The following is a 22,417-nucleotide window of genomic DNA, read 5'->3' as shown; positions in this document are numbered from 1 at the left end:
TCTATCTTATCAGAATATCCCTAGTAAAAAAATACCCCGAGCAACCCTGACAAAATTAAAAGCATCACCATATTCAGTTTTTTGTACCTGAGAGCCAAAAACCCAAGTACTGCTATGGCTGCTGTTGAAATTCCAGTTATGCTCTCTCTACCTATGGACACAAGTGCCGAGAGTATAAGCGCAAGCACCACAGGCCTCAACCCCTTGTAAATATAGTCCATCTGCTTCGACTCCCCTATCCTCTTTACCAAGTAGGCAAGAATCAGCACTATCACAAACGAGGGAAACACTACGGCAAACGTGGTCGTAACAGCCCCTGGTATGCCTGCAACTCTCTGACCTACAAAGGTCGCCGTGTTTATGGCTATAGGACCTGGCGTAACTTGAGCTATGGCCAGCATGTCCAAAAACTCAGCCTGCGAAAGCCATGAATTGACCTCTATCACTTCATTCTGTATCAGCGGAATCATGGCGTATCCTCCACCGAAGCTGAACAGCCCTATCTTGAAAAAGCTCAGGAAAAGACCCCAGTATATCATCGCTCAGCCCCTCCCTTTATGCTGTAGTAGATAAGCGAGCCTGCCCCTCCGGCCACGAGCACCCAGAGCGGATTTACGTCAAGCACTACAAGCGCAATAGCTGAAGCTCCGAATACAACATACCCTCTTGGCTTCAGCTTTACAGCTTCTAACAGCTGAACAAGAGACAGCGCTATCATAGAGACAACAGCAGCCCTTATGCCTTTGAACGCCTTCTCCACATAGTCTATCTCCCGCATCCTGAAAAAGAAAAGCGAGATCAGGAGTATTATCAGAAAAGAAGGAAGTGAAGTTCCAAGCGCTGCCACAATCGCTCCTCTGACTCCCTTTAACTTGTAACCTATATACACAGATGAGTTTATGGCAAGCGCCCCAGGTGCCGACTGTGAAAGCGCCAGTGCATCTATGAACTCCTCATCTGTAAGCCAACTATGCTCTTTTACCACGGCATTCTGGATAACAGGGACCATGGCATATCCTCCACCTATCGTCAGCAGACCTATCTTGAAAAATGTAGCAAATAGTTCTCTGTATCGCATATCAACTACTCCTTTTTATAGCCAATCACTACTCTGTCGTTCCCTCCATAGTCCGCTACAGTCTCTATGTCCCTGTAGTCCCTGTCCATAATTTCAATCAGAGACTCCTTTTGGTCATGACCTATCTCAAAGGCCAGCATCCCACCGCTCTTTAAGTAGCGCAGTCCACCGCTTGAAATCTCCCTGTAGAATACGAGGCCATCATCTCCGCCGTCTAGTGCGAGCTTCGGCTCAAAAGTAGATACTTCAAGCTGAAGCTTCTCTATTTCGTCGGACTTTATATAAGGGGGGTTTGAAACTATTATATCGTACTCTATCTCTCCAAGCTGATCCAGTGGCTCGAACAGACTGCCATGTAAGAAATGAGTCCTGCTTTCAACCCCGTGTCGCTTGGCATTTTCAGCTGCCACTCTTACAGGAGTCTCGTCTATGTCCACAGAGTAGACTTCCGCGTCCTCTATATAGTATGCGAGGCTCACGGCTATGGCCCCGCTGCCTGTGCCTATCTCAAGTATCTTAGGTCCAGACTCCGTCTTTTCGGACTTCACAAGCTCTATGATTCGCTCGACCAGCACCTCTGTGTCGGGGCGTGGCACCAAGACTCCTTCCTCTACGTGAAATTCCAGTCCCATAAACTCCTGAGAGCCAAGGATATACTGAAGGGGATAACCTTTAGCCCTTTTCTCTACAAGCTCGTAGAAACGCTTCAGTCTATCCCCAGGTATTTCACTATCTAAATTCAAATAAAGATACGACTTGTCCACTTCCAGTACATGCGAAAGCAGAAGCCTAGCATCCAGCAGGGGCGAAGTGTATTCCCTCTCGCCCATGATTTCTAAGGCCTTCTCAAGTGCAATCTTCACAGTCTCCGCTACCATTTGTCCGCCTCCTCGTCTTCAACCAGCACGAGTTTAAGCGCCTCTATGGCCACCTCTATCTGATCGTCATCAGGCTCTCTTGTAGTCGCATAGTTCTGAATCATAAGTCCAGGGTAAGAGAGGGCGTAGGCCAGCTTGCTGTCGCTCTTTCCTATGATCCTGTTTATCTCGTAAGCTATCCCTCCTACAAGGGGAAAAAGTGCTATTCTAGTTGCAAACCTCATAAGCGGGCTTGGCCATCCGAACAGCGAAAACACCACTATGCTGACTATCATCACGTTGAAGAGAAAGCTTGTTCCGCACCTTGGATGAAGAATCGGATATTTTTTTACGTTTTCCACAGTCAGCTCTTCTCTGTTCTCATAGCAGTGTATGGTCTTGTGCTCTGCCCCGTGGTATTGAAATACTCTCTTTATATCGTCTAGCTTGGACACGCTGAATAGATACACCAGGAATATAGACACCCTTATGAAACCTTCCAGTATGTTTAAAGCTGTTCCACTCTCTATCCACCTTCTGAAAAAGCTGGTCACAAACGTCGGTATCAGCATGAAAACCACCACCGAAAGCACTATCGAGATTGCCACCGCAAGGTATATAGCTATATCCGGGAATCTGTCCCCAAGCTTGCGCTCTAGAAACATCTCAAACTTGCCCTTCTCAGCTTCCTCACCATCTTCGTCTTCGAAAAACTCTGCCGAGTACATAAGCGACTTCATTCCAAGCACCATGGCCTCTAAAAGAGAGACTACTCCCCTTACAAAAGGCAGCTTAAAGAGCTTGTGCTTTGTGGTGAAATTGTCTACAGGTCTCTTCTTCAGTTCTATCTCACCGTCAGGCTTTCGTACGGCTATACCGTACTCTTTCGGACCTCTCATCATCACGCCTTCTATAAGCGCCTGTCCGCCTATCTTGGTCATATGAGCGGGCTTTTTCTTTATCTTTAAACCCATTTTTTTCGCCTCCAAAAAATAAAGACTAGAGGCAGTTTTGCATCTAGTCTGTTTTTGAAAAATTCATTACATACCGTATTTTTTCTTGAACTTGTCAACACGTCCACCTGCATCAACAAACTTCTGACGTCCTGTGAAGAAAGGATGACACTCAGAGCATATCTCAACTCTTAGTTCATCTTTAACTGAACCTGACTCAAAGCTGCTTCCACAAGCGCAATGCACTGTTACTTTCTTGTAGTCTGGATGGATTCCACTTTTCATTATATCTCACCTCTTTCAACATAATTATATCTTAATAGATAGAATTTTTCCAATTTTCAACTAATCCAGTATAACATATAGTCTAGATTATTTCAACTATCCATTGTACTTTTTATTTATGATTTCTATAAATTCATCGTTGGAACGTGTTTTGGAAAGAAGCTCTATTATCTTCTCCGTAACTTCAGAATGGTTTGTGTTGTCCATATACCTTCTGAGTTTCCACATTGCGTCGAGTTCCGTTTTAGAGAGGATGAGGTCCTCTCTTCTAGTTCCAGACTTGTATATGTCTATCGCCGGGAATATCCTCTTTTCAGACAGCTTTCTGTCCAGGTGTATCTCCATATTTCCTGTCCCTTTGAACTCCTCGAATATAACATCGTCCATTCTGCTTCCCGTCTCCACTAGAGATGTAGCCAGTATAGTGAGGCTTCCGCCATGCTCTATATTTCTGGCCGCCCCGAAGAAGCGCTTCGGCTTGTGGAGAGCTCCAGGGTCCAGCCCTCCGGAAAGTGTCCTTCCCGTCGGCGGTATTGTCAGATTATAAGCCCTTGCAAGCCTAGTTATACTGTCCAGTAACACTACCACGTCTTTCCCGTGCTCTACAAGCCTCTTCGCCCTCTCAAGCACTATCTCAGCGACTTTCGCGTGATGCTTTGGAAGCTCGTCGAAAGTCGAGTAGACTATGTCAGCGTCCACAGACCTCTGCATATCCGTAACTTCCTCCGGCCTTTCATCTATCAGGAGTATTATTATCTCCACTTCTGGATGGTTTTTGGAGATGCTGTTGGCTATCTTTTTAAGCAGCGTAGTCTTTCCAGTCTTAGGCGGAGCCACTATCATACCTCTCTGTCCCTTTCCTATAGGGGATATCAGGTCTATTATCCTGGTGCACAGCTCTTTGGAGTCTATTTCAAGTTTCAGCCTCTCTTCTGGATATATGGGAACGAGGCTGTCAAAATTAGGCCTTTTGACCGCCGTTTCCGGATTTTCTCCGTTTACGCTCTTCACATATAGGAGGGCTTTGTACTTTTCCCCCGCTTTGGGCATCCTGGTTATTCCGCCGATTTTATCCCCTGTCCTCAAGTTAAACCTTCTTATCTGAGATGGAGACACATATATGTCTTCCGTGCCTGAAAGGTAGTTTTCACACCTGAGGAAGCCGTAGCCTTCCACAACCTCCAAAATTCCCTCTGCAGCCGCATTGCCTAGCTCTTTGCTTTCCTGTGCGCTCTCCTCTACAGCCTCGCGCTTTTCCGTGATCTCTTCTGAAGTCTTTTCCTGAAGTATTATATCTATAAGCTCCGGCTTTCTGTACTTGCTTACGCTCTTCACTCCCATTTCCTTTGCTACATCCCTTAGTTCTTCTAGTTTCTTGTCTTCATAGAAGCTTCTGTCCAAAACCGAATCCTCCTCAATCTAATAAGCGTAGTCTGGCTTCTTGTCAAGCTTGTGTATAGCCTCTATAAATCTGACCGTTCCAGTCTCGCTTCTAGTTACCATAGAGTGTGTCTTAGCCACGTTTTTCTCTATAAAAGTCACACCTTTTAGCAGGTCTCCGTCCGATATCCCAGTGGCAGCAAAGTATACGTCATTTCCCTTTACGAGGTCATCCATTGTAAGCTTTATAGAGCAGTCGCTTATGCCCATCTTGCTACATCTCTCCTGCTCTTCTCCGTTTTCTGGTAGAAGCCTGCCCTGGAAGTCTCCTCCAAGACATTTAAGCGCAGCCGCCGCTATAACTCCCTCAGGCGCTCCTCCGCTTCCGACCATTATGTCTATGCCCGAGTCTTCAAAGCATGTGGCTATTGCAGCTGCCACGTCTCCGTCTGAAAACATCTTTATTCTCGCCCCGGCTTCCCTTGTCTCAGTTATGAGCTTGCTGTGTCTGTCTCTGTCAAGCATCGCCACAGTAAGCTCGGATATGTCCTTGTTAAGGGCTTTTGAAAGCGCCTCTAAGTTTTCTGACATCGATTTATCCAGGTCCACTTTCCCTTTAGCTTTAGGCCCTACAGCTATCTTGTCCATGTACATATCTGGAGCGTGAAGAAGGCATCCTCTAGGTGCCATGGCAAGTATCGCTATGGCGTTAGATAGACCTTTTGCTGTAGCCGTAGTTCCGTCTATAGGGTCTACCGCTATATCCACTTCAGGGCTGTCAGGCTTTCTAAGGCCAACTTCCTCTCCTATGTAGAGCATAGGTGCTTCGTCCATCTCTCCCTCGCCGATTACAACCACTCCGTTTATGTCCATGGTGTCAAACATCTTTCTCATGCTGTCTACAGCAGCCCCGTCAGCCACGTTCTTGTCGCCTCTTCCGTAGTGCTTTGCAGCTCCAAGCGCAGCGGCCTCCGTCACTCTGGCCAGGTTAAGTCCTAAATTTCTATCCATCTGTATTCCTCCTCGTTAGCTACTTTCTCTTCTCCCAGTCGCTTAAGAACGCATCTATGCCCTTGTCTGTCATAGGATGCTTTGTCATGACCTCAAACACCTTGTATGGAACTGTAGCTATATGCGCTCCAGCTTTTGCAGACTCAGTCACATGCATTGGGTGTCTTATGCTTGCAGATATTATCTCTGTGTCTATAGCATGTATGTCGAATATTTCAGCTATGTCAGCTATTATATCCATACCTGTGTTGCCTATATCGTCCATTCTGCCTACAAAAGGGCTTACATAAGTCGCCCCTGCTCTTGCAGCCAAGAGCGCCTGATTAGCCGAAAATACAAGCGTCACATTTGTATTTATGCCTTTCGATGAAAGCTGCTTCACAGCTTTGAGCCCCTCTGGAACCATGGGCACTTTTATAACTATATTCGGATGTATGTTTGCAAGCTCTATAGCTTCTTCTACCATCTTCTCAGCTTCTAGTGATATCACCTCAGCACTTATAGGTCCATCCACTATAGAAGCTATTTCCTCTATCACAGTCTTGAAGTCCACGTTTCCCTCTTTAGCTATAAGAGAAGGGTTTGTGGTCACCCCGCATATTACTCCCCACTCATTTATCGCTCTTATTTCCTCTATATTGGCAGTGTCTATAAAAAGTTTCACAGCGCTTCCCCCTTATGAGTTTTTACTTCCAAGCCTTCCCTACTGATCCGAAGATCTCCATCTTCTCTTTTATAGCCCTTTTCATCTCTTCTTTAGCTGGCCCAAGTATCTTTCTAGGGTCGTACTCGCTTGGCTTCTCGTCTAGAAGAGCTTTTACACCTTTGGCGAAAGCCATTCTGACATCTGTATCTATGTTTATCTTGCTCACTCCCATGGATATAGCCTTTCTAAGCGCTTCCTCTGGCACTCCAGAAGATCCGTGAAGCACTATGCAAGTGTCTATAGTCTTCCTGATAGTCTCTAGCCTGTCGAAATCAAGCTTAGGCTCTCCCTTGTAAGGTCCATGAGCAGTTCCTATGGCTATAGCCAGAGAGTCAACCCCTGTCTCCTCTACAAAACGCTTTGCCTCTTCTGGATCTGTAAAAGTGGCATCCCTGTCTGAAACAGTTATATCGTCCTCTGTTCCGCCTATTTTTCCAAGCTCAGCTTCTACAGAAACTCCCACTGAGTGAGCGACTTCTATGACTTTCTTTGTCATGGCTATATTCTCGTCAAGCGGATATTTGGATGCATCTATCATAACAGAAGTGAATCCATGTCTTATGCACTGCATTATCTGCTCGAAATCCGTTCCATGGTCTAGGTGAATTGCAACGGGAACAGATGCGTTCTGTGCGGCTATCTTTCCAAGCCCTGCTATATACTCAACCCCAGCGTACTTTAGTCCACCCTGGCTAGCCTGAAGTATTACAGGTGACTGAGTTTCTTCGGCCGCTTCTATTATGGCCTGAACTATCTCCATATTGTTTACGTTGAATGCTCCCACTGCATATTTATTTTGCTGAGCATGTTCTAAAAGCTCTTTAGTTGTAACTAACATATTTTATCCTCTCCTCTGCTTTTAAGTCGTCCATTACAAGACAATTATACCCTCGTTTATCTTACATCAACATTATACCATAAAAAAGCCCCCTGATTAAATCAGAGAGCCTCTAAGGGGTCTTTTAAAGTATAAATCTCTTTTCGTTGAACACTTCTTCATTTACAGTTATTCTGACTCTGTCGCCCTTCTTGAGCTTCGAGATGTCCTTTGAAGACTGAACTCTAAGCGACTTCTCCTTGTTTACAAGGAAGTCTAGAACAGTCCTTATGTCGGCTATCTTCACCTTAGTCATATTTGTAATATGTTCAACTGTGCAGTCTAGCAGCTTTCCATTTGTAAGTACAAGACTTAGTATCATGTTTATAGCTCTGTCATGTTTCACTTCAAACTTTATATCTTCAAGAGCAGATTTCTCTTCCTCGTCGAGGTCGAGTACCTCCTCTGGTCTCTTTATCTCTTCGACGTACTTGTACTTGCCTCCGTCTACGGCCTCTATAAGCCCAAACTGCTTTAGGAGAGCTACGTCTTCGGTTCTGTTCTCAGGATACTCTATGCCAAGCTTCTCAAGCACTTTTCTCTTTTCAGCGACCACTTTCTCAAGCGTCTTATCTTCTCCAAGACCTACATTCATTAGCTCTTCGCTGTAGTCTTCAGCGCTCAGCTCCCTGTTGTTCAAATACCCTATCAATACATAAGTCTTGTATGTAGATTCCGGAAGATATCTAGTCCACAGATAGTCTCCTATTTGTCTTGGTATTTCAATTTTCATATCTTATCACCTCTAGGTTAATATCGTATTATACAACTGCCTTCTCTACTTTAATTCCGTCTATAGCTTTCAAGTCAAGCTCTATCGGATATGCCAACTTCTCCCCTATGGCGTTGTAAGCAAGCCTGATTACAGGGCGCCTCTGCTCTCCCCTGTTCTGCTTTACCACATAGCCAATCATTCCCCCTGTCACCTCTACCTGAGTTCCTATAGGGTAAACTGAAAATTCTCTTTTAAAGACCTCCACTACCTTAGGGTCAAAATAGATTCCCGTGTTCTTGACTATTATATCATAAGCTTCATCAGTTGGTAATGCATTTCTGTAAACTCTGTTGTTGGACAGCGCGTCATAGACATCGCTAAGCGCAGCAATCTTGGAGTACATCGTTATTTCATTGTCTAGAAGTCCATTGGGATAGCCCGTGCCGTCAAGCCTCTCGTGGTGCTGAAGTGATATCATCCTGGCCATAGGGCTGACAGATGGCATCCTGAATATTACATCATGTCCGTGCAGAGGATGCTTTTTCATTACCTCAAACTCCTCTGAGCTTAGCTTGCCTGTCTTGTTGAGTATGGCTTTCGGTATCTTGGTCTTCCCTATGTCATGAAGCAGAGACCCCAGCGTTATCTCCACCAAGCTCTCTCTAGAAAACCCCATGTGCTTACCTATGAAAAGCGCTGTAAGCGATGTGTTGAGCGAATGTATAAATGTATAGTTGTCAAAAGTCTTAAGGTCTGAAAGATAGACTAGGTTTATGTCTTTGCTAGACACTATGAAGTCCACCAGTGACCTTACGTTGTTGTTTATTCCCTCTATTTGGCTTAAATCTTCATTCTGAACTCTATTATACATATTGTTGAACGACTTTACAACCTCCGCCTTCAACTTTACGAGCTCTGGATTTATCGGAGCTATGTCCTCTAGCAGCTCGTCTTTTATATAGATGTAGTTTATGCCCATATATTTTATTTTCTTTATATAGTCAGAACTCAGCACCATTCCGTCTCTCAACATTATCTGCCCTGTTTCAGTCATTATATTGTAAGAGAGAATATCCCCCGGTCTTGCCTTCCTTATGTTTATAAGCTTCATGCTCTGTTCCCCCAAATAAATCTGAAAATTTTAATTTGCGCTTCTCCAAGTCTCTTTCAATTCCCTTTTTCCGTCAAGCTCGTAGAGAAAAATATGATCTACTGAAGCTTCTAAGATGTCGTAGTAAGCCCAGTGTTTCGAGTTCCTTGTGACTATATCCTCGTACTGAACACCCTCTATCCTGTCTATAAAGCCCTTGTCTCCGACTCGCTCTTTTACCCTGTTGAGTATCACAACCGCCTCAGCTCTCGAAACGTAGTCGTCAGGCCTAAAACTTCCATCCGGGTAGCCGTTTATAAGCCCCATAGTCCCCAGTGTATTTACCCGCCTGGTGCTCCACATGTCCAAGCTGTCGTAGAAGTACTTGGTTATCAAGTAGTCCCCGCCTTTCGGTATGCTCTGCCCCATGCTTCCATATACAATTGTCGCAAACTCAGCTCTTGTGACGGGCACGTCAGGCCTGAAACTTCCGTCTGGGTAACCTGATATATAGCCCTTTTGAAAAGCCGTATATATCTCGCCACTTGCCCAGTGGCTTTCCCCTACATCGTTAAACTGATCTCCCGACTGGACTTCATCTCCAGAGGAAGAGACTATGAGCTTCACCGTCTCTGACCTTGTTATAAATCGGTCTGGCTTGAAAGTCCCGTCTACATACCCGCTGACATATGGGATATGCTCATTTTCCACATAGAACCTCTCTAGGTCTGTATATGCCACCCCGCTTATGGTGTCTTCAGCCATAGCTTCATAGCTGACATATGAATATCCTCCGCTTCCCCATTCGGTGCCCCATGAGTTCAGCACTTTGAACGCCCCGGTTCCATCCGGCGTCGGAAACTCATCGTCATATCCCACCACTACAACGGCATGGCCCCCTATATATGATTCGTCTGAAAGCACTATATGGTTTCCATTTTCATCTAGGTGGGGCTGCTCCCAGCTGTAGCCTGCATCTATCCCAACTACCGGCAGATCCCCTGTGAGCAGATACTCCTTGAGATTTCCCAGCTTTGTTTCAGCAGCGTCGTTCCGTCCAAATAGATTGTAGTAGTCTTTTATTCTGTACTTGTATCCCTTTCTGACTACGTCGTAACTTGGCTTGACTTCAAAGCCCTCAGGATCTGAAAAATCAGATACAGTGGCAGCTCCTACATTTTTCAAAAGCTTGCCCGCGTCTTGGAGCGTAGATCCATTGTCTGTTCCACCGTTTATCTGGTTGTATATAAAGTAGGGAGAGAATATCCTGTCGTTGTCCACTTTACCGTCTTTGACTATATCCCAGCCTTGCTCTTTCCCTTCTTGGAAGGTTCTCAAGTAGTAGCCCACAGCCCATCCGACACAGCTATTCCCAAGCTGCTCTCCAGTCGGAGGTATATGTTTCGAGTCAGAGTAATCTACTCTGGATGGGAGGTCCTTTAAGTCGTAGCCTTTGCTCTCAAGGTAGTTTTTGACCAGAGATCCAAGCTCCGAAGACTTCTCCAGCTTCTCCGGCTCAAGTAGTCCTTTACTGTGTAATTTGACTCTTTCTTCGCTGTTCAAGGTCCAGAGGCCGTCAGCTTTATCGTATCTTCTAAAGTAGACCGTGCCATCCACTTCTACAAAAACCTCAAGCTGGCTGTCAGAAACCTCTATCTCACTCTCTACAGTCTCTCCCGCTTCCAGCTGAAGCTGAGGCTCCGCAGCCACAGGACTCCCCATGAGCAGTATGCCTAAAGCCAAACCTGAAAACGCCCAAACTCCCTTTGCCATATGTCCACCTCGCACCGGAGTCTAGAAGTAAAACTTGGTCCAAAACTCCCTCTGATTTTTTTCGCTGTCTCCGATTACATAAAATTCATGATCTACAGAAGCCTCCATTATGTCGTGATACCCCCAATGTTTGGAGATGTCCTTGTCTCTGTAAAGCGGCTTTACCATCTTGTCTATCTTCTCATTGTCCGGAAGCCTTCCTTGAACCCTGTTTATTATAGTCACAGCTTCCGCCCTTGTAATAAGATCATCTGGGCTGAACTTTCCGTCTCCAGCTCCTCTTATGACCCCAAGCTTTCCAAGCACGTTTATATGCACCTTCCCCCAATGATTTTTTATGTCGCTAAAGGCCAAGTTCTTGTCTTTTTTGAGGTCTTCTGGAACATACCATTCTATGCTTCTGTACACTATAGAGGCGAATTCAGCCCTAGTTATGTTCGAATCAGGTCTGTAACTCCCGTCATCGTTCCCGTTTATATAGCCTCTTAGCTTGGCCGTACTTATATACGGGCTTGCCCAGTGGCCATCCTCTACATCGTAAAAGCCGCTCCCAAGAGCCAGCTCCAGCTCGTTTGAAGTCACCATTATCTTTGCCACCTCAGCTCTCGTAAGCCCATTGTCGGGTCCAAAAGTGCCGTCAGGGTATCCGCTTATATAAGAGCTGTGGTAGAAGACATCTCCAGCATACGAACTTGAAGATGCAATTAAAGCCGTTATTCCGATAAGCAGGACCGCTTTTTTCATGATTTCACTCCTCTCACCTTAAGACCTCTCTTCTCTTTAAAAATATATCCAGATATATCTTTATAGTGGCCATCACAGGGGTAGCTAAAAGCATCCCTATCGGCCCGTAGAGCCCTCCCCCTATAGTGACTGCGAAAATAACTAGAAACGGGTTCAGCCCAACTTTGTTTCCGATCATCTTAGGATCAAGAAACCAGGCGTCGAACTGCTGCACAAGAAATAGAAACACAAGTGAAGTCACCGCAAGCTCTACGCTGTAAAACAAGTGTACAGTTGAAGTTACAGCCATTCCCACAAAAGGCCCAAAGTAAGGCACCATGTTGGTTACGAAGACTATAAAGGAAAGCAGGAACGCAAACGGCGAATCCATAATCAAAAGCCCAACTAATGCTATCCCGCCTATTATCATCGAGTCCAGCGCCTTAGTGCCTATATACATGCCTATCATCTTGTGTATAGTCCTCGAGAGCCTGAAAAACTTTCTGCTCTTTCTCTTGCCGAAAAACTTGAGCATTATCTTTATAAAGAAGGCCTTGTAGTACTCCTTGTATACAAGTACGTATATAGAGACTATCAGCCCAAATATCCACTTCCCAAACTTCACCGTTGTGGAAACAGTAGCCTTTATCATATAAGCGGAGTATGACTGTATATACTCCGACAGCTTCAGAAATATCGCATCGGCCCTTAGGTCATCTATTCCTCCGAGAGCCAGCACTGTCCTGACTTTCTCGTTGTTCCCTATCCCTATGCTCCACTCCCGCACCTCTCGCACTATCATTGGGAAGTTGATGTAGAGGTCGTATATGTTTCCCCATATCTTGGGAAAAACGTATACAGCTACCATGACGACTAGCAGCCCCAAGGCTAAATAAGTCGAAAGTACACTCGCAACCCGTTTCCCTCCGTAAACTCTTTCAAACAGCTTCACTATAGGGTTGAGCACATAAGCTATTATAAAAGAGTAGATAAAAGGCTCGACTATGGAAACTAGCCCCAGAATTTTTTCCGACACAAGCTGAAAGTTCCTGAGCAGCTCTATAGATAAAAGCGTAAAGATTATAAGCCCCATTACAGGGAAGTAACGCTTGATTGAGTTTGATATTTTCAAATTTCTCTCCTGCTCTTTCATTTTATTTGTTTTAATTCTATTCTAATACTTGCACCCCTTATATACAATCAAAATAATATGTTATAATATCAAATATCATACAAGAGAGGTGATTTAATTTGGACGTAAAGAAACTGGCCGAATCGCTTTTGAAAACCGGACTAGAGCAAAAGAGAAAGGGAAATCTAGACCAGGCAGCCGAAGACTTCACTGAAGGAGTTGCAAACGACCCGACTAATGCGAGCATCCACTATGAGCTGGGGAAAATACAGTTTTTAAGAGGTGACTACGGCATCTCGCTAAGCGCTTACCTTGCATATACGCACCTTCAGCTTAAAAAGAGGGAATCCCAGTTGTCTGGAGAACTGGACTTTCCCGAAGAGGAGAAAGCTCTCTCTGAGGATTTCTACAACAGCCTTCCAGAAGAGGTGAAGAAATCTCTTCCTAGAAAGTCCGCTTCATATATACTCGAGGATGGAGACATCTGCAACCACGTCGCACACTCCTACTTTGGCAGCCAAAAAATAGAAGATCCTGATATTGTGGAGAACTTCAAACTATACTATTCAACTCTAGTTGGATCTAATCTAGTGCAGATGACTATAGAACAGTTTGGCTTTTCCATGGAGAAGTTCAATCAGATGAATCTAGACATATTCATTCCAAACGGGCGTATGATACTCCTAGACAATATCGCCTGGGACAGACTTGACGAAGATGACGTCGTACGCATATATTTCTAAATTCAAAGGAGCTCTTACATCTAAAAGCAGATGTAGAAGCTCCTTTTTTTGTCTAGTCTACAACTTTCGAATAGGTAACGTACGATCTGTCGTACTCCCCATCTAGCACTACATTTCCAAGCTCTGGACTTTCTTCGCCATTCCTAGTGAACTTCACCTTTTCAACTGTTGGAAACTTGGTAAGCGAAAGTATCACCGACTCTATAAACATGCTCTCGCCTGCCGACCCCATTCCAACTCCATTGTCGTCGAAGTCCACAACAGCTATGCCATCTTTTATTACAAGCTTGTTGAATTCAATATTGTCGGGCACTGAAGGAGAGTATCCCTCTTCTTTCGGCTCCTCTTTAAGTGCATTCAGCACTGCCCATCCTACTCTCATATCCTCCACCTTTAGAGGTCTCACTTCCCTCTTGAGAGTAGTTGCGTCATCAGACGAAACGTAGACAGATAAGTTGACTGTCTTGTACTCGCCATCTCCCTTGGAGTTTTTCTCGTAGCTGCTCTCTTCCTCTATGTCTTCCACTTCTATTTCTCCGTTTTCTATGTCGTCTTCTTCTGGCTTCTCTTCAGGCTCTTTTCCAGGCTCTTGCACCTGCTCATTCCCTGAGTCTGGAGCTGTTCCATTTTGCACCTCAGCGTCACATCCCGTAAGCACTACTAGCCCTAAAGCCAGTCCTATAGTTAAAATCTTAAGTCTTTTCATCAAAACACCTCCCTATCTACCTTGGCTTGCAATCACGAACTGGTCGTTGCTAGGAAAAACCCGAACACTGCTCTCCCTTACATTTAAGCTGGTATAACTGTATATCTCTGAAAGAGTCACTTCTCCATCTTTGTCGATGTCAGACAGCAGCGATTTATATCCGGCCCCGTCTGTGAACTTCCTTGTGAACTCTCCTCCCCATCCGTCTGGATACCTTATCTCGTAGGACGATTCATCTGAGCTCGAGGCTGTTATAACCTTGTATCCGTTGCTATTTAGGTATCCGAGTCTGCTTCTGAATACCTCTATGACACCTTCATTGAAGTCATCTAGATTTTTAGCCCCAAGCATATCTCCCTTGGCGATAAATCCCCCAGAGTTGCAGGCATCAAGTATAACCACCTTCTGGCCTGGAACTTTGTTCAGGGCCTTTTCAAGCTCGTCTACCGAAAGAAATCCCCTGTCTACTCCAACTAGAGAAGATCTGTTCAAATGGTCCTTGCCTCCATGGCCTGAGTAGTAAAAGTAAGTTATGTCTCCTTCTTTCACATCGCTAAGATGCTCTTCTATAGATGAGATCATCTCCTTGGAGGTAAGGTCTTTTTCTTTTACTATCGACTCGAATGTACTGCTGTTCTCTCCAAATCTCGACTTTCTGAGAGTGGACTCCATTCTGTCCAAGTCGTTGAAACTCCCCTCGAGGCTCTCGTATCCCGACTGGTAGTTTTTATTTCCAATCAGAAGCGCCCTGTATACAGGGTTTCCGTACTCCTTGTCGCCTATATTCCCTATATACCTGTCCACTATCCTCGTGTACACAACAAGACTAGCCTCTCTTGTGGAGTTTCCCTTAGGGTCTATCCTTCCATCTCCTAGCCCCTGTATTATGCCCATCTTGCTGCTTATCTTCACGCTTGCCATGGCCCAGCTGGATATGTCGTATATGTCCTTGAACTTCACATTTTCCACGTTTCTGTCTATATAGACATTTGCCTTCTCAAGCGTCTTCACATACATCATGGCCATCTGTTCTCTTGTTATCTTGTCGTACGGACCGTATCTTCCATCCCCATAGCCGTTTATTATTCCAGACCTTGCCACTTCCAGCACATACCTGTCTGAAGTATCCGAAAAGCTTATGTTCGGATTCTTATACTCTATGCTTGAAAAGCTGTCTCCTGTCAGCTCTTCGTACAGATTGTATATAAGGTAAGCAAAGTCTTTTCTGTTTATGTTTTCTCCATAGCCTGAAAACATAGTGCTCGCAAGTTTTTCCTCGGCCTTCAGCCTCTCTATGCTGTCTGATGCCCAGAAACTTGGCTCCTCGGCGGCCACCACTCCTGTGGAAATCACAAGCCCAAGGACTAGAGAAGCCACCGTCGCAATAAAGCTCTTCTTCAATTTTCTCACTCTCCCGAATTAGGTGTAGATGCGCTCCGCTATCTTATAGCTTCAACTTTGTAGCCTTTCGACTCTAGCTCCTTCACTACAGAAGTCTCTCCCACAAGGTGTCCAGCACCTACCACCACAAAATAATCTTCATCTGAATCTGAAAGGTATTCTTCCACCTTGTTCGCCATCTCTCTGTTTCTATTGTGCCATAGCGCCTGATTGTACTCTTCAGGCATTGAGTCCATAGACATCTCTATTATGCTCTCAAATGAAGCATAGTCTCCCGCTCTCCAGTACGCTATCATCGTATCCAGCGTCACTTGATCGTCCACTCCTGTCACAAGCTGGGAGACTGTCGTTCTCAGTATCTCCTCCTGAGTGCTCTTGCTCATTCCAGACAGCATGTCTATCTGGTACGAAGCGCCTTCTATCTCGACTATATCCACACTGTTCTGCTCTGCTTTTTCCAGGAAGTACTTGTCTATTCCCGGGGTGTACTGATACGGAAGGTTCTCCAGCTCCTCTATCTCCTCCGGCGTCATGTTGTCGTAGTCTATATCTTCTCCAATCCCTGTGTCCTCCAGGTCTTCAAGCCCCACAAGCATAGGAAGTACCATATTTATATACCACGGCTTGTACCCCTCTATGTCCTCTATGCTGAGCACTTTATGCTCTTCCAGCAGCTTCGATATCTCCTCGTATAGAGCTGGCGATATGTCGTCTTTCAAGCTCTGCCCTTCAGGGTATGTGGCCTTAGACATGATGTAGTCCGTCAGCTGAGCTTCCTCCAGTATATTTACCTCTACAGCTATGTTCTCAACATCCTTGAATGTCTCTCTTATTTTTTTCGATATCGGATAAGCATTCTCGGTTCCAAGGTGAATAGACCCTAGCAAGTAGATGTCTTTTTTCCCGTCTGAGACTCTGTAGAATAGACCCTTTGCCGTTTTGTCATATGATTCATTCATAAGCTCGTATATCCTCTTGGCCACTATAAGTGTCTCCTGCTTGCTTATGTTAGACTTGGGATCTAGAATCGTCTCAGTCTTCCCCTTTACTATGCCGTTGGAGAGCATGTACTTCATAGAAGGTTGTGCATAGCCAGAGACATCTCCCCAGTCCGAGAAGTTTGAGGTCATATCTCCCTTGGCAAGCGCAGGGTTGGACCTCCATATGGAGTTATACATTATTACAGCCAAATCCTGTCTCGTCACATTTGCATCTGGATTGAACTTGGACTTCCCAACGCCCTTTATGATCCCAAGCTTATAGGCTTTCAGCACATTTCTGTCGTCTGTGTCTGTAAACGGGTCCTCTAGCTTTCCTCCTATCTTGTCCCCTGTGAGCCTTTCATACAGCCTCACTCCAGCTTCCGCTGCGTCAGCCCTGCTTATCTCGCCTCTCACCTCTTTAGCCAGATCATAGGTCACAAGCCCATATACCCTGGCGTCGTAAACCTCTTTTTCCGCCCAAGGGGAGTTATCTATAACCGGAGGAGCCCAGTCCTCTGTTGCTTCCTTTGACTTTGTCCCCTGAGACATATCTATCGCATTTTCCACAGTCGACTCTATGACATCCTGATCTATGCCTTCTCCCGCGCCGTACACAGAACCGATTGGAGCCGCCGTAAGCACTAGTGCAGCAGATAAAAACATAGCTTTAGCTTTTAGAAATTTCACAATTTTGTCCTCCTTAAGTAAAACATGTCGTATATTATATCGACAAAACACATTAAATTCTCATGTCTTTTCTCTCATATAGGTAGTATGTCACAGTTATACCTAATAATATAATTATACCACCTAGAGATAAATTAACAAGTTCCACTCCATTTCTGATCACTTCGGAAGGCGAAGCGTACTCGAAAGGAGAAAGGTATTTGAAAAACCCCAGATTTTCTTTTAGCTTCCCCAACACCCCCATTATAAAAGTCACGAAAAACACAGACATGGCCATGGGTACAGCCCCCTTAGAGCTTCGGACCACAGTTGACAGCGCAAAGCCTACAGCCATGAACACATAACCTGTGAAGCCCATCCCCAAGATTATATATGAAACATCCTTTAGCACCTCAGCTAGCGCCGTATCATCCGGCTTTACAGCTGCGCAGGATAGCGCCGTTATAGCCCAGAGTATTACCAAGTACAACGCATATATAGTTGCATTTGAAGCCAGCTTATTCGTGACTATAGTCCTTCTTCTTATCGGCTGTGCGTAGAGGAACTCTATGCTCCCTTCCGTCTCTTCTTTTATGAGCGAGTTCACTCCCAGGATTATAGCGTATACGCCGCTTGCCATAGCTATATACTGTATTACATAGGCCAGATACTCTGATATATTAGTGAAATCTATTCCCATATCTATCCCAAACGCCTCCATAAGCCCTTCTGGAAACGATTTTAGCTCAGCTTCAAACACTTTCTGAAGCCCGGACTTCTCCATGCTAGGGAAGAAAAGCATAAACAGCAGTACCAGCAGTCCATTTACAACGCCCCAGACTATTCCAGACTTCAAAAGCCTCTTGATTTCAAATTTAAACACGTTCATATCCCTCTCCCTCCCCGAGATAGTATTTCATGAACTCGCTCTCTAGGTTCTGCTCTTCCACCAGCAGCTTTTTCAAGCTGTAGTCCTTGGCCCAGTCCACAAGGCTGTTTACATCGCCCGAGTAGGTGAATATGTAGTGTGATTCGCTCTCTAGCATCATTTCTTTCGATATCTTCAGTACATCCTCTTTGGTCAGATCGCCGCTTACCTCCACTACAAGGCCAAACTGCTCTTTTAAAACGCTAAGGTCCACAGTGTCCACTATCCTGCCCTGCTTTATGATCGCAACCCTGTCGCAGAGACTCTCCACCTCTGTTAAGTTATGGGACGACAGAAAAACAGTATTTCCCTTCTCTTTTTCCTTTCTCAATACCTCGAAAAGCTTCTTCTGAATAAGCGGATCAAGTCCATTTGTGGGCTCGTCCAGTATCAGCAGCTTAGGACTGCCCATAAGGGCCTGGACTATGGCCACCTTCTTCTTGTTCCCATAGCTAAGCTCTCCTATCTTCTTGTCCAAATCCACCTTCAGATCCTGCACTATCATATCTATGTAACACTCATCTACTTCAGAGTAAAAGCTCTTGGCATACTCTATCAAGTCCACCACTTTAGTCTCTTCGTAGTACTTCACTTCGCTTGGCACATAGCCCACTTTTTCCTTAAGCTTATGGCTTTCGCGCTCTATGTCGAAACCGAGCACGTTGCCGCTTCCTGAAGTCGGGTAGAGAAAGTTGAGCAAGGTCCTTATAAACGTTGACTTTCCGGAACCATTAGGCCCTATAAAGCCGAATATCTCTCCTTCTTTCACTTCTATGCTTACATCCTCTATCCCCCTGCTTTTTCCGTACCTTTTAGTCAGGTTTTTCACCTCTATTACAGCCATATAAATCACCCCTATAGGCATGCTTATACCCTAAAAAACAGTTTTTCCATAAAAAATAATAAAAAAAGAGTGAATTCTTAGAACTCACTCCTTTAAACAGCTCCTGCTAGTTCATGCTAACTATTCTGTCAGACGTGCCTTCAGCGTCCTCTAGATCATGTGTAACTATTATACTTGTTATGCCTTCAGATTTTATTATATCTCTGAGCTCTTCCCTTATCTTTTTTTTAAGCCCAGCATCCAGATTGCTGAAAGGCTCATCCATTAAAAGCAGCTTCGGCTTCGGAGCAATAGCCCTAGCAAGGGCTATTCTCTGCTGCTGGCCTCCTGAAAGCTCATGCGGATACCGCTTCTCAACACCTTCTAGTTTCACAAGCTTCAGCACTTCACAGAGTCTCTCTTTTTTTTCTGCCTTGCTCATGCCCTTGAGTCCATAGACTATATTCTGCTCCACAGTCATATGAGGAAAGAGCCCGTAGTCTTGAAAGACCAGTCCTACATTTCTGTGTTCAGGCTCTACAAACACACTTTCAGACAGCACTGCTCTTCCACCTATCTCTATTCTTCCACTGACTCTGTCTTCTAGCCCTGAAAGAATCCTAAGTATAGTGCTCTTTCCACATCCGCTGTCTCCAAGAAGAGCTATTATCTCCCCTTCTTCTATCTCGAGGGAAAATCCGTCTATTGTATAGCTCTGCGCTCCATCGTATTTGAACTTCAGATCTTCAAGCTTTACATGCATCATCTCTTCCTCCTCCCTGCGTTTTGAATAATATATACAGACAAGAGGCCTATAGCCACTATCATGAGTGACGGCACTGCCGACTCTGGAAGCATCTCGTCGTTTGCATACTGGTAAGACCTAGTCGCCAGTGTATGGAAGTTAAAAGGTCGCAAGATAAGCGTAAGTGGCAACTCCTTTATTATCTCCAGAAACACAAGCGATATAGCCGTCATTATCGAGCCCTTTAATATTGGGACATCCACCTTGAAGAAAGTCTCTACGGTATTCATGCCCAGAGTTCTAGATGCCTCTAAATACCTATTTCCCATTCTGTCATATCCAGACTCTATAGGTCCAAAGCCAACTCCTAGAAACCTAACTACATATGCAAAACCCAGCATAACAACCGATGAACTGAGCACCAGCTTCTTGCTATCTGGGTCAAACCACTTGTACGCAGGATATAGCAGCCCGTCAAGCGCTATAAAGCTGACAATGACTCCGACCGCTATTACAGCTCCCGGTATGGAATACCCCAGTATAGTGACCTTTGAATAGATTTTAGAGATACTGCTGTTAGCCATCCTGTTGTAATTGCCTATCACAAGTGCTATGACCGCTATTATTGCCGCTCCAGAAAGCGCCATTGCAACTGTACTCAGCGTATACCCCATAAACTCTGCGTTCAGCACATTGGAGTAGCTCTTTGCAGCCCAATACACCATCTGCATCACAGGTATCCCGAACCCAAGCGCAAACACCAGAAGTCCATATGCTGAAGCCAGAATCCCTGCTTTAGAGCCTAGCTTCTTTCTCTTGGCTCTCCTGCCTCTGCTGTTTGTCTCGCTGTAGCGCCTTCTGCCTCTGAGCAGCTTCTCCAAAAGCACAAGAGAGAGCGCTATGCTCATGAGTATGGACGCAAGCCTTACAGCTGTGTTGAGGTCTCCCATCGAGAACCAGGTTGTGAAGATCGCTGTACTGAAAGCTGGAATTCCAAAGTACTGCACAACTCCATAGTCGTTTAAGAGCTCTAGCACTACCAAAGTCACTCCTGAGACTATAGCTCCTCTTGAAATTGGAACTGCCACTTTGAAAAAGGTGTAAATCGAACCTCTTCCCAGCACCCGGCTGTTCTCTATAAGAGAGTACACATTTTTCTCAAAAAAAGACTTCGTTATCATGTAGATATATGGGAATAGAAAGATTGCAAATATAAACACGGCCCCACCTAGACTCGCTATATTCATAGCACCTGGTTCTACAGATATGCCAAACTGGTTTCTAAGAGTAGTTTGGATTATTCCCGTATAGCCAAGCATTCCATAGTACGTGTATGCACCTATATTGGGTGGGATTGTAAGGGGTAGTACAAGCCCCCACTTGAGAAATTTTCTAAACGGAAACTCGTACATAGTCACAAGCCAGGCAAGCGACACTCCTACAAGCAGTGAGAATAGCCCTGTCCACAAAGCTAGCCAAAGCGAATTCGCCACATAGCTAGCAAGCATATTGTCCACTATATGGTTCCAGTTTTGATTCCCCTTCCCAAATAGATTTGCAAATATGCTCAAGCTAGGCACCACTATGAGCAGAGTAAACAAAGTGGACAGAACAGTCCATAGATCTATTTTTTTCTTTCCTATCTTTAACTTAGCCATTCTGTCACACCCCTTAAATCCACATTTGAAATTCTGCTTACTTCCAACCCACTTCGTTCATTATCTTTACAGCTTCGCTGTTTCTTTCCCCAAGTATGGCCAAATTTATATCCTGCTCTTTGAACTCACCCCAAGCCTTTAGAGTCTCTGAAGGCTCCACTGAAGGGTTCCCAGGATACTCAGAGTTAGAGTCTGCAAATAGCCTCTGGGCTTTCTCTCCGCTTAAGAACTCCAGAAACGCCAACGCGTTTTCCGCATTCTTGGATGTCTTTATGATCCCTGCACCAGTTACGTTTACATGAGTCCCTGTAGTCTCCTGATTAGGGAAGAATACGCCTACACTCTCTCCCACTTTTACTTCCTCTGGGTCAGATGAGTTTATAAGTTTTCCCACGTAGTAGGTGTTTGCAACTGCTATCTTGCCTTCCCCAGCTGCTACAGCTTTCACCTGGTCTGTATCCCCGCCTTGAGGCTCTCTGGCCATATTGGAAACTATGCCTGACGCCCAGTTCTTAGCAGCTTCTTCTCCGTTCAGCTCCAGGAAAGATGCCATTATCGACTGATTGTATATATTCTCAGAAGACCTTATAAGTATCTCGTTTTTCCACTTTTCGCTTGCAAGATCCTCGTAAGTCGAAAGCTCTGATGGGTCCACACTGTTCTTGTCGTAGACTATAACCCTTGCTCTCTTTGTAAGCCCTACCCACTCCCTGTCAGGATCTAACAGCTTTTCCTCTATGTTTTTCTCTATCGTTTCGCTCTCTATGCTCTGGAAAAGCCCTTCTGTCTTGGCCTTGTGCAGCATTCCAGCATCTGCAGTTACAAGCAGATCGGCCTCTGTGTCCTTCCCTTCTCTCTTTAATCTCTCTATAAGCTCGTCGCCTTTTCCCTCTACTACGTTGATCTTTACTCCTGTCTCTTGTTCGAATATCTTGTATAGCTCTTGATCTGTGTCATAGTGTCTGCTTGAGTATATATTCAGCACTCCAGCTTCCTTTTTCTCAGTTGAACTGCTTTCACTCTCGCTTCCGCTTCCTCCTGTACATCCTGCAAGCACCATCGAGCCTATCGCCGCTGTTGCGGCTAGAAGCCCTAGCTTTTTCTTAAATAAATTCATCCTGTATTCCTCCTTATTTGTATTGATAATTATTATCAGTTCACTCCTATTAATATAACATAGCCTT

The 22,417-nt window shown here is 45.0% G+C and carries 23 protein-coding genes; 1 reads left to right on the top strand and 22 read right to left on the bottom strand.

Annotated features, from left to right (window positions below):
* Window positions 1–20: 20 nt before the first annotated feature.
* The 14 genes from EUAN_RS08245 to EUAN_RS08180 all read right to left on the bottom strand — a co-directional run bounded on the left by EUAN_RS08245 (window position 21) and on the right by EUAN_RS08180 (window position 12,580).
* On the bottom strand, window positions 21–539 hold the full coding sequence (locus EUAN_RS08245; protein WP_071063578.1) for a chromate transporter: 519 nt from the start codon (window positions 537–539) through the stop codon (window positions 21–23).
* The gene (locus tag EUAN_RS08240; protein WP_071063576.1) at window positions 536–1,078 is read right to left on the bottom strand and encodes a chromate transporter; all 543 of its coding nucleotides are present in this window, start codon (window positions 1,076–1,078) and stop codon (window positions 536–538) included. Before EUAN_RS08240 ends, EUAN_RS08245 begins: the two co-directional genes overlap by 4 nt.
* A gap of 5 nt (window positions 1,079–1,083) precedes the next feature.
* Window positions 1,084–1,956 carry a peptide chain release factor N(5)-glutamine methyltransferase gene (gene prmC, locus EUAN_RS08235; protein WP_071063575.1) on the bottom strand — a complete coding sequence of 291 codons (873 nt, stop codon included), beginning with the start codon at window positions 1,954–1,956 and terminating at the stop codon, window positions 1,084–1,086.
* Window positions 1,950–2,909: a DUF1385 domain-containing protein gene (locus tag EUAN_RS08230; protein WP_071063573.1), complete on the bottom strand. Its 960-nt coding sequence runs from the start codon at window positions 2,907–2,909 to the stop codon at window positions 1,950–1,952. Before EUAN_RS08230 ends, prmC begins: the two co-directional genes overlap by 7 nt.
* Window positions 2,910–2,975: 66 nt before the next feature.
* A complete protein-coding gene (rpmE, locus tag EUAN_RS08225; protein WP_071063571.1) occupies window positions 2,976–3,173 on the bottom strand; it encodes a 50S ribosomal protein L31 in 198 nt (65 codons plus the stop codon).
* A gap of 96 nt (window positions 3,174–3,269) precedes the next feature.
* Window positions 3,270–4,574: a transcription termination factor Rho gene (gene rho / locus EUAN_RS08220; protein WP_071063569.1), complete on the bottom strand. Its 1,305-nt coding sequence runs from the start codon at window positions 4,572–4,574 to the stop codon at window positions 3,270–3,272.
* A gap of 18 nt (window positions 4,575–4,592) precedes the next feature.
* Entirely contained in the window at window positions 4,593–5,564 is a 972-nt protein-coding gene (glpX, locus tag EUAN_RS08215) for a class II fructose-bisphosphatase (RefSeq protein ID WP_071063567.1), read from the bottom strand.
* A 19-nt stretch (window positions 5,565–5,583) separates the two neighbouring features.
* Window positions 5,584–6,228, bottom strand: a complete 645-nt coding sequence (gene fsa / locus EUAN_RS08210) for a fructose-6-phosphate aldolase (RefSeq protein ID WP_071063565.1) — start codon at window positions 6,226–6,228, stop codon at window positions 5,584–5,586.
* Between the two features lie 22 nt (window positions 6,229–6,250).
* Window positions 6,251–7,108 carry a class II fructose-1,6-bisphosphate aldolase gene (locus tag EUAN_RS08205; protein ID WP_071063563.1) on the bottom strand — a complete coding sequence of 286 codons (858 nt, stop codon included), beginning with the start codon at window positions 7,106–7,108 and terminating at the stop codon, window positions 6,251–6,253.
* Between the two features lie 124 nt (window positions 7,109–7,232).
* A complete protein-coding gene (locus EUAN_RS08200; protein ID WP_071063561.1) occupies window positions 7,233–7,880 on the bottom strand; it encodes a DUF6042 family protein in 648 nt (215 codons plus the stop codon).
* A gap of 28 nt (window positions 7,881–7,908) precedes the next feature.
* Complete coding sequence (locus tag EUAN_RS08195) at window positions 7,909–8,973, bottom strand: HD-GYP domain-containing protein (RefSeq protein ID WP_071063559.1); 1,065 nt, start codon at window positions 8,971–8,973, stop codon at window positions 7,909–7,911.
* 30 nt (window positions 8,974–9,003) lie between these two features.
* Window positions 9,004–10,725, bottom strand: coding sequence for a C1 family peptidase (locus EUAN_RS08190; RefSeq protein WP_071063557.1), 1,722 nt, complete (start codon window positions 10,723–10,725; stop codon window positions 9,004–9,006).
* 21 nt (window positions 10,726–10,746) lie between these two features.
* Window positions 10,747–11,469, bottom strand: coding sequence for an S-layer homology domain-containing protein (locus tag EUAN_RS08185; RefSeq protein ID WP_071063555.1), 723 nt, complete (start codon window positions 11,467–11,469; stop codon window positions 10,747–10,749).
* A gap of 13 nt (window positions 11,470–11,482) precedes the next feature.
* The gene (locus tag EUAN_RS08180; RefSeq protein WP_169817367.1) at window positions 11,483–12,580 is read right to left on the bottom strand and encodes an AI-2E family transporter; all 1,098 of its coding nucleotides are present in this window, start codon (window positions 12,578–12,580) and stop codon (window positions 11,483–11,485) included.
* Window positions 12,581–12,699: 119 nt separating this feature from the next.
* On the opposite strand from EUAN_RS08180, the gene EUAN_RS08175 reads away from it, so the two are divergent.
* A complete protein-coding gene (locus tag EUAN_RS08175) occupies window positions 12,700–13,323 on the top strand; it encodes a tetratricopeptide repeat protein (protein WP_071063550.1) in 624 nt (207 codons plus the stop codon).
* 52 nt (window positions 13,324–13,375) lie between these two features.
* Here the strand turns inward: EUAN_RS08175 and EUAN_RS08170 are convergent, their stop codons facing one another.
* The 8 genes from EUAN_RS08170 to EUAN_RS08135 all read right to left on the bottom strand — a co-directional run bounded on the left by EUAN_RS08170 (window position 13,376) and on the right by EUAN_RS08135 (window position 22,350).
* Complete coding sequence (locus EUAN_RS08170; RefSeq protein WP_071063548.1) at window positions 13,376–14,029, bottom strand: GerMN domain-containing protein; 654 nt, start codon at window positions 14,027–14,029, stop codon at window positions 13,376–13,378.
* A 12-nt stretch (window positions 14,030–14,041) separates the two neighbouring features.
* Window positions 14,042–15,430, bottom strand: coding sequence for a caspase family protein (locus tag EUAN_RS08165; RefSeq protein WP_071063546.1), 1,389 nt, complete (start codon window positions 15,428–15,430; stop codon window positions 14,042–14,044).
* Between the two features lie 38 nt (window positions 15,431–15,468).
* Window positions 15,469–17,100, bottom strand: a complete 1,632-nt coding sequence (locus tag EUAN_RS08160) for a TraB/GumN family protein (RefSeq protein ID WP_071063544.1) — start codon at window positions 17,098–17,100, stop codon at window positions 15,469–15,471.
* 52 nt (window positions 17,101–17,152) lie between these two features.
* Window positions 17,153–17,968 carry an ABC transporter permease subunit gene (locus tag EUAN_RS08155; RefSeq protein WP_071063542.1) on the bottom strand — a complete coding sequence of 272 codons (816 nt, stop codon included), beginning with the start codon at window positions 17,966–17,968 and terminating at the stop codon, window positions 17,153–17,155.
* On the bottom strand, window positions 17,955–18,851 hold the full coding sequence (locus EUAN_RS08150; protein WP_071063540.1) for an ABC transporter ATP-binding protein: 897 nt from the start codon (window positions 18,849–18,851) through the stop codon (window positions 17,955–17,957). The genes EUAN_RS08155 and EUAN_RS08150 overlap by 14 nt, the downstream gene beginning before the upstream one ends.
* Window positions 18,852–18,957: 106 nt before the next feature.
* Complete coding sequence (locus tag EUAN_RS08145; protein ID WP_071063538.1) at window positions 18,958–19,596, bottom strand: ABC transporter ATP-binding protein; 639 nt, start codon at window positions 19,594–19,596, stop codon at window positions 18,958–18,960.
* Window positions 19,593–21,233, bottom strand: coding sequence for an ABC transporter permease (locus EUAN_RS08140; RefSeq protein ID WP_084655842.1), 1,641 nt, complete (start codon window positions 21,231–21,233; stop codon window positions 19,593–19,595). The genes EUAN_RS08145 and EUAN_RS08140 overlap by 4 nt, the downstream gene beginning before the upstream one ends.
* 37 nt (window positions 21,234–21,270) lie before the next feature.
* Window positions 21,271–22,350 (bottom strand): Fe(3+) ABC transporter substrate-binding protein, encoded by a 1,080-nt coding sequence (locus EUAN_RS08135; protein ID WP_071063536.1) that lies wholly within the window; start codon window positions 22,348–22,350, stop codon window positions 21,271–21,273.
* Window positions 22,351–22,417: the final 67 nt, after the last annotated feature.

It is taken from the genome of Andreesenia angusta, assembly GCF_001855385.1.
Lineage (GTDB): Bacteria > Bacillota > Clostridia > Tissierellales > Gottschalkiaceae > Andreesenia > Andreesenia angusta.
Note: the sequence above shows the minus strand (reverse complement) of the source record. Positions and strands in the feature narration are given on the sequence as shown.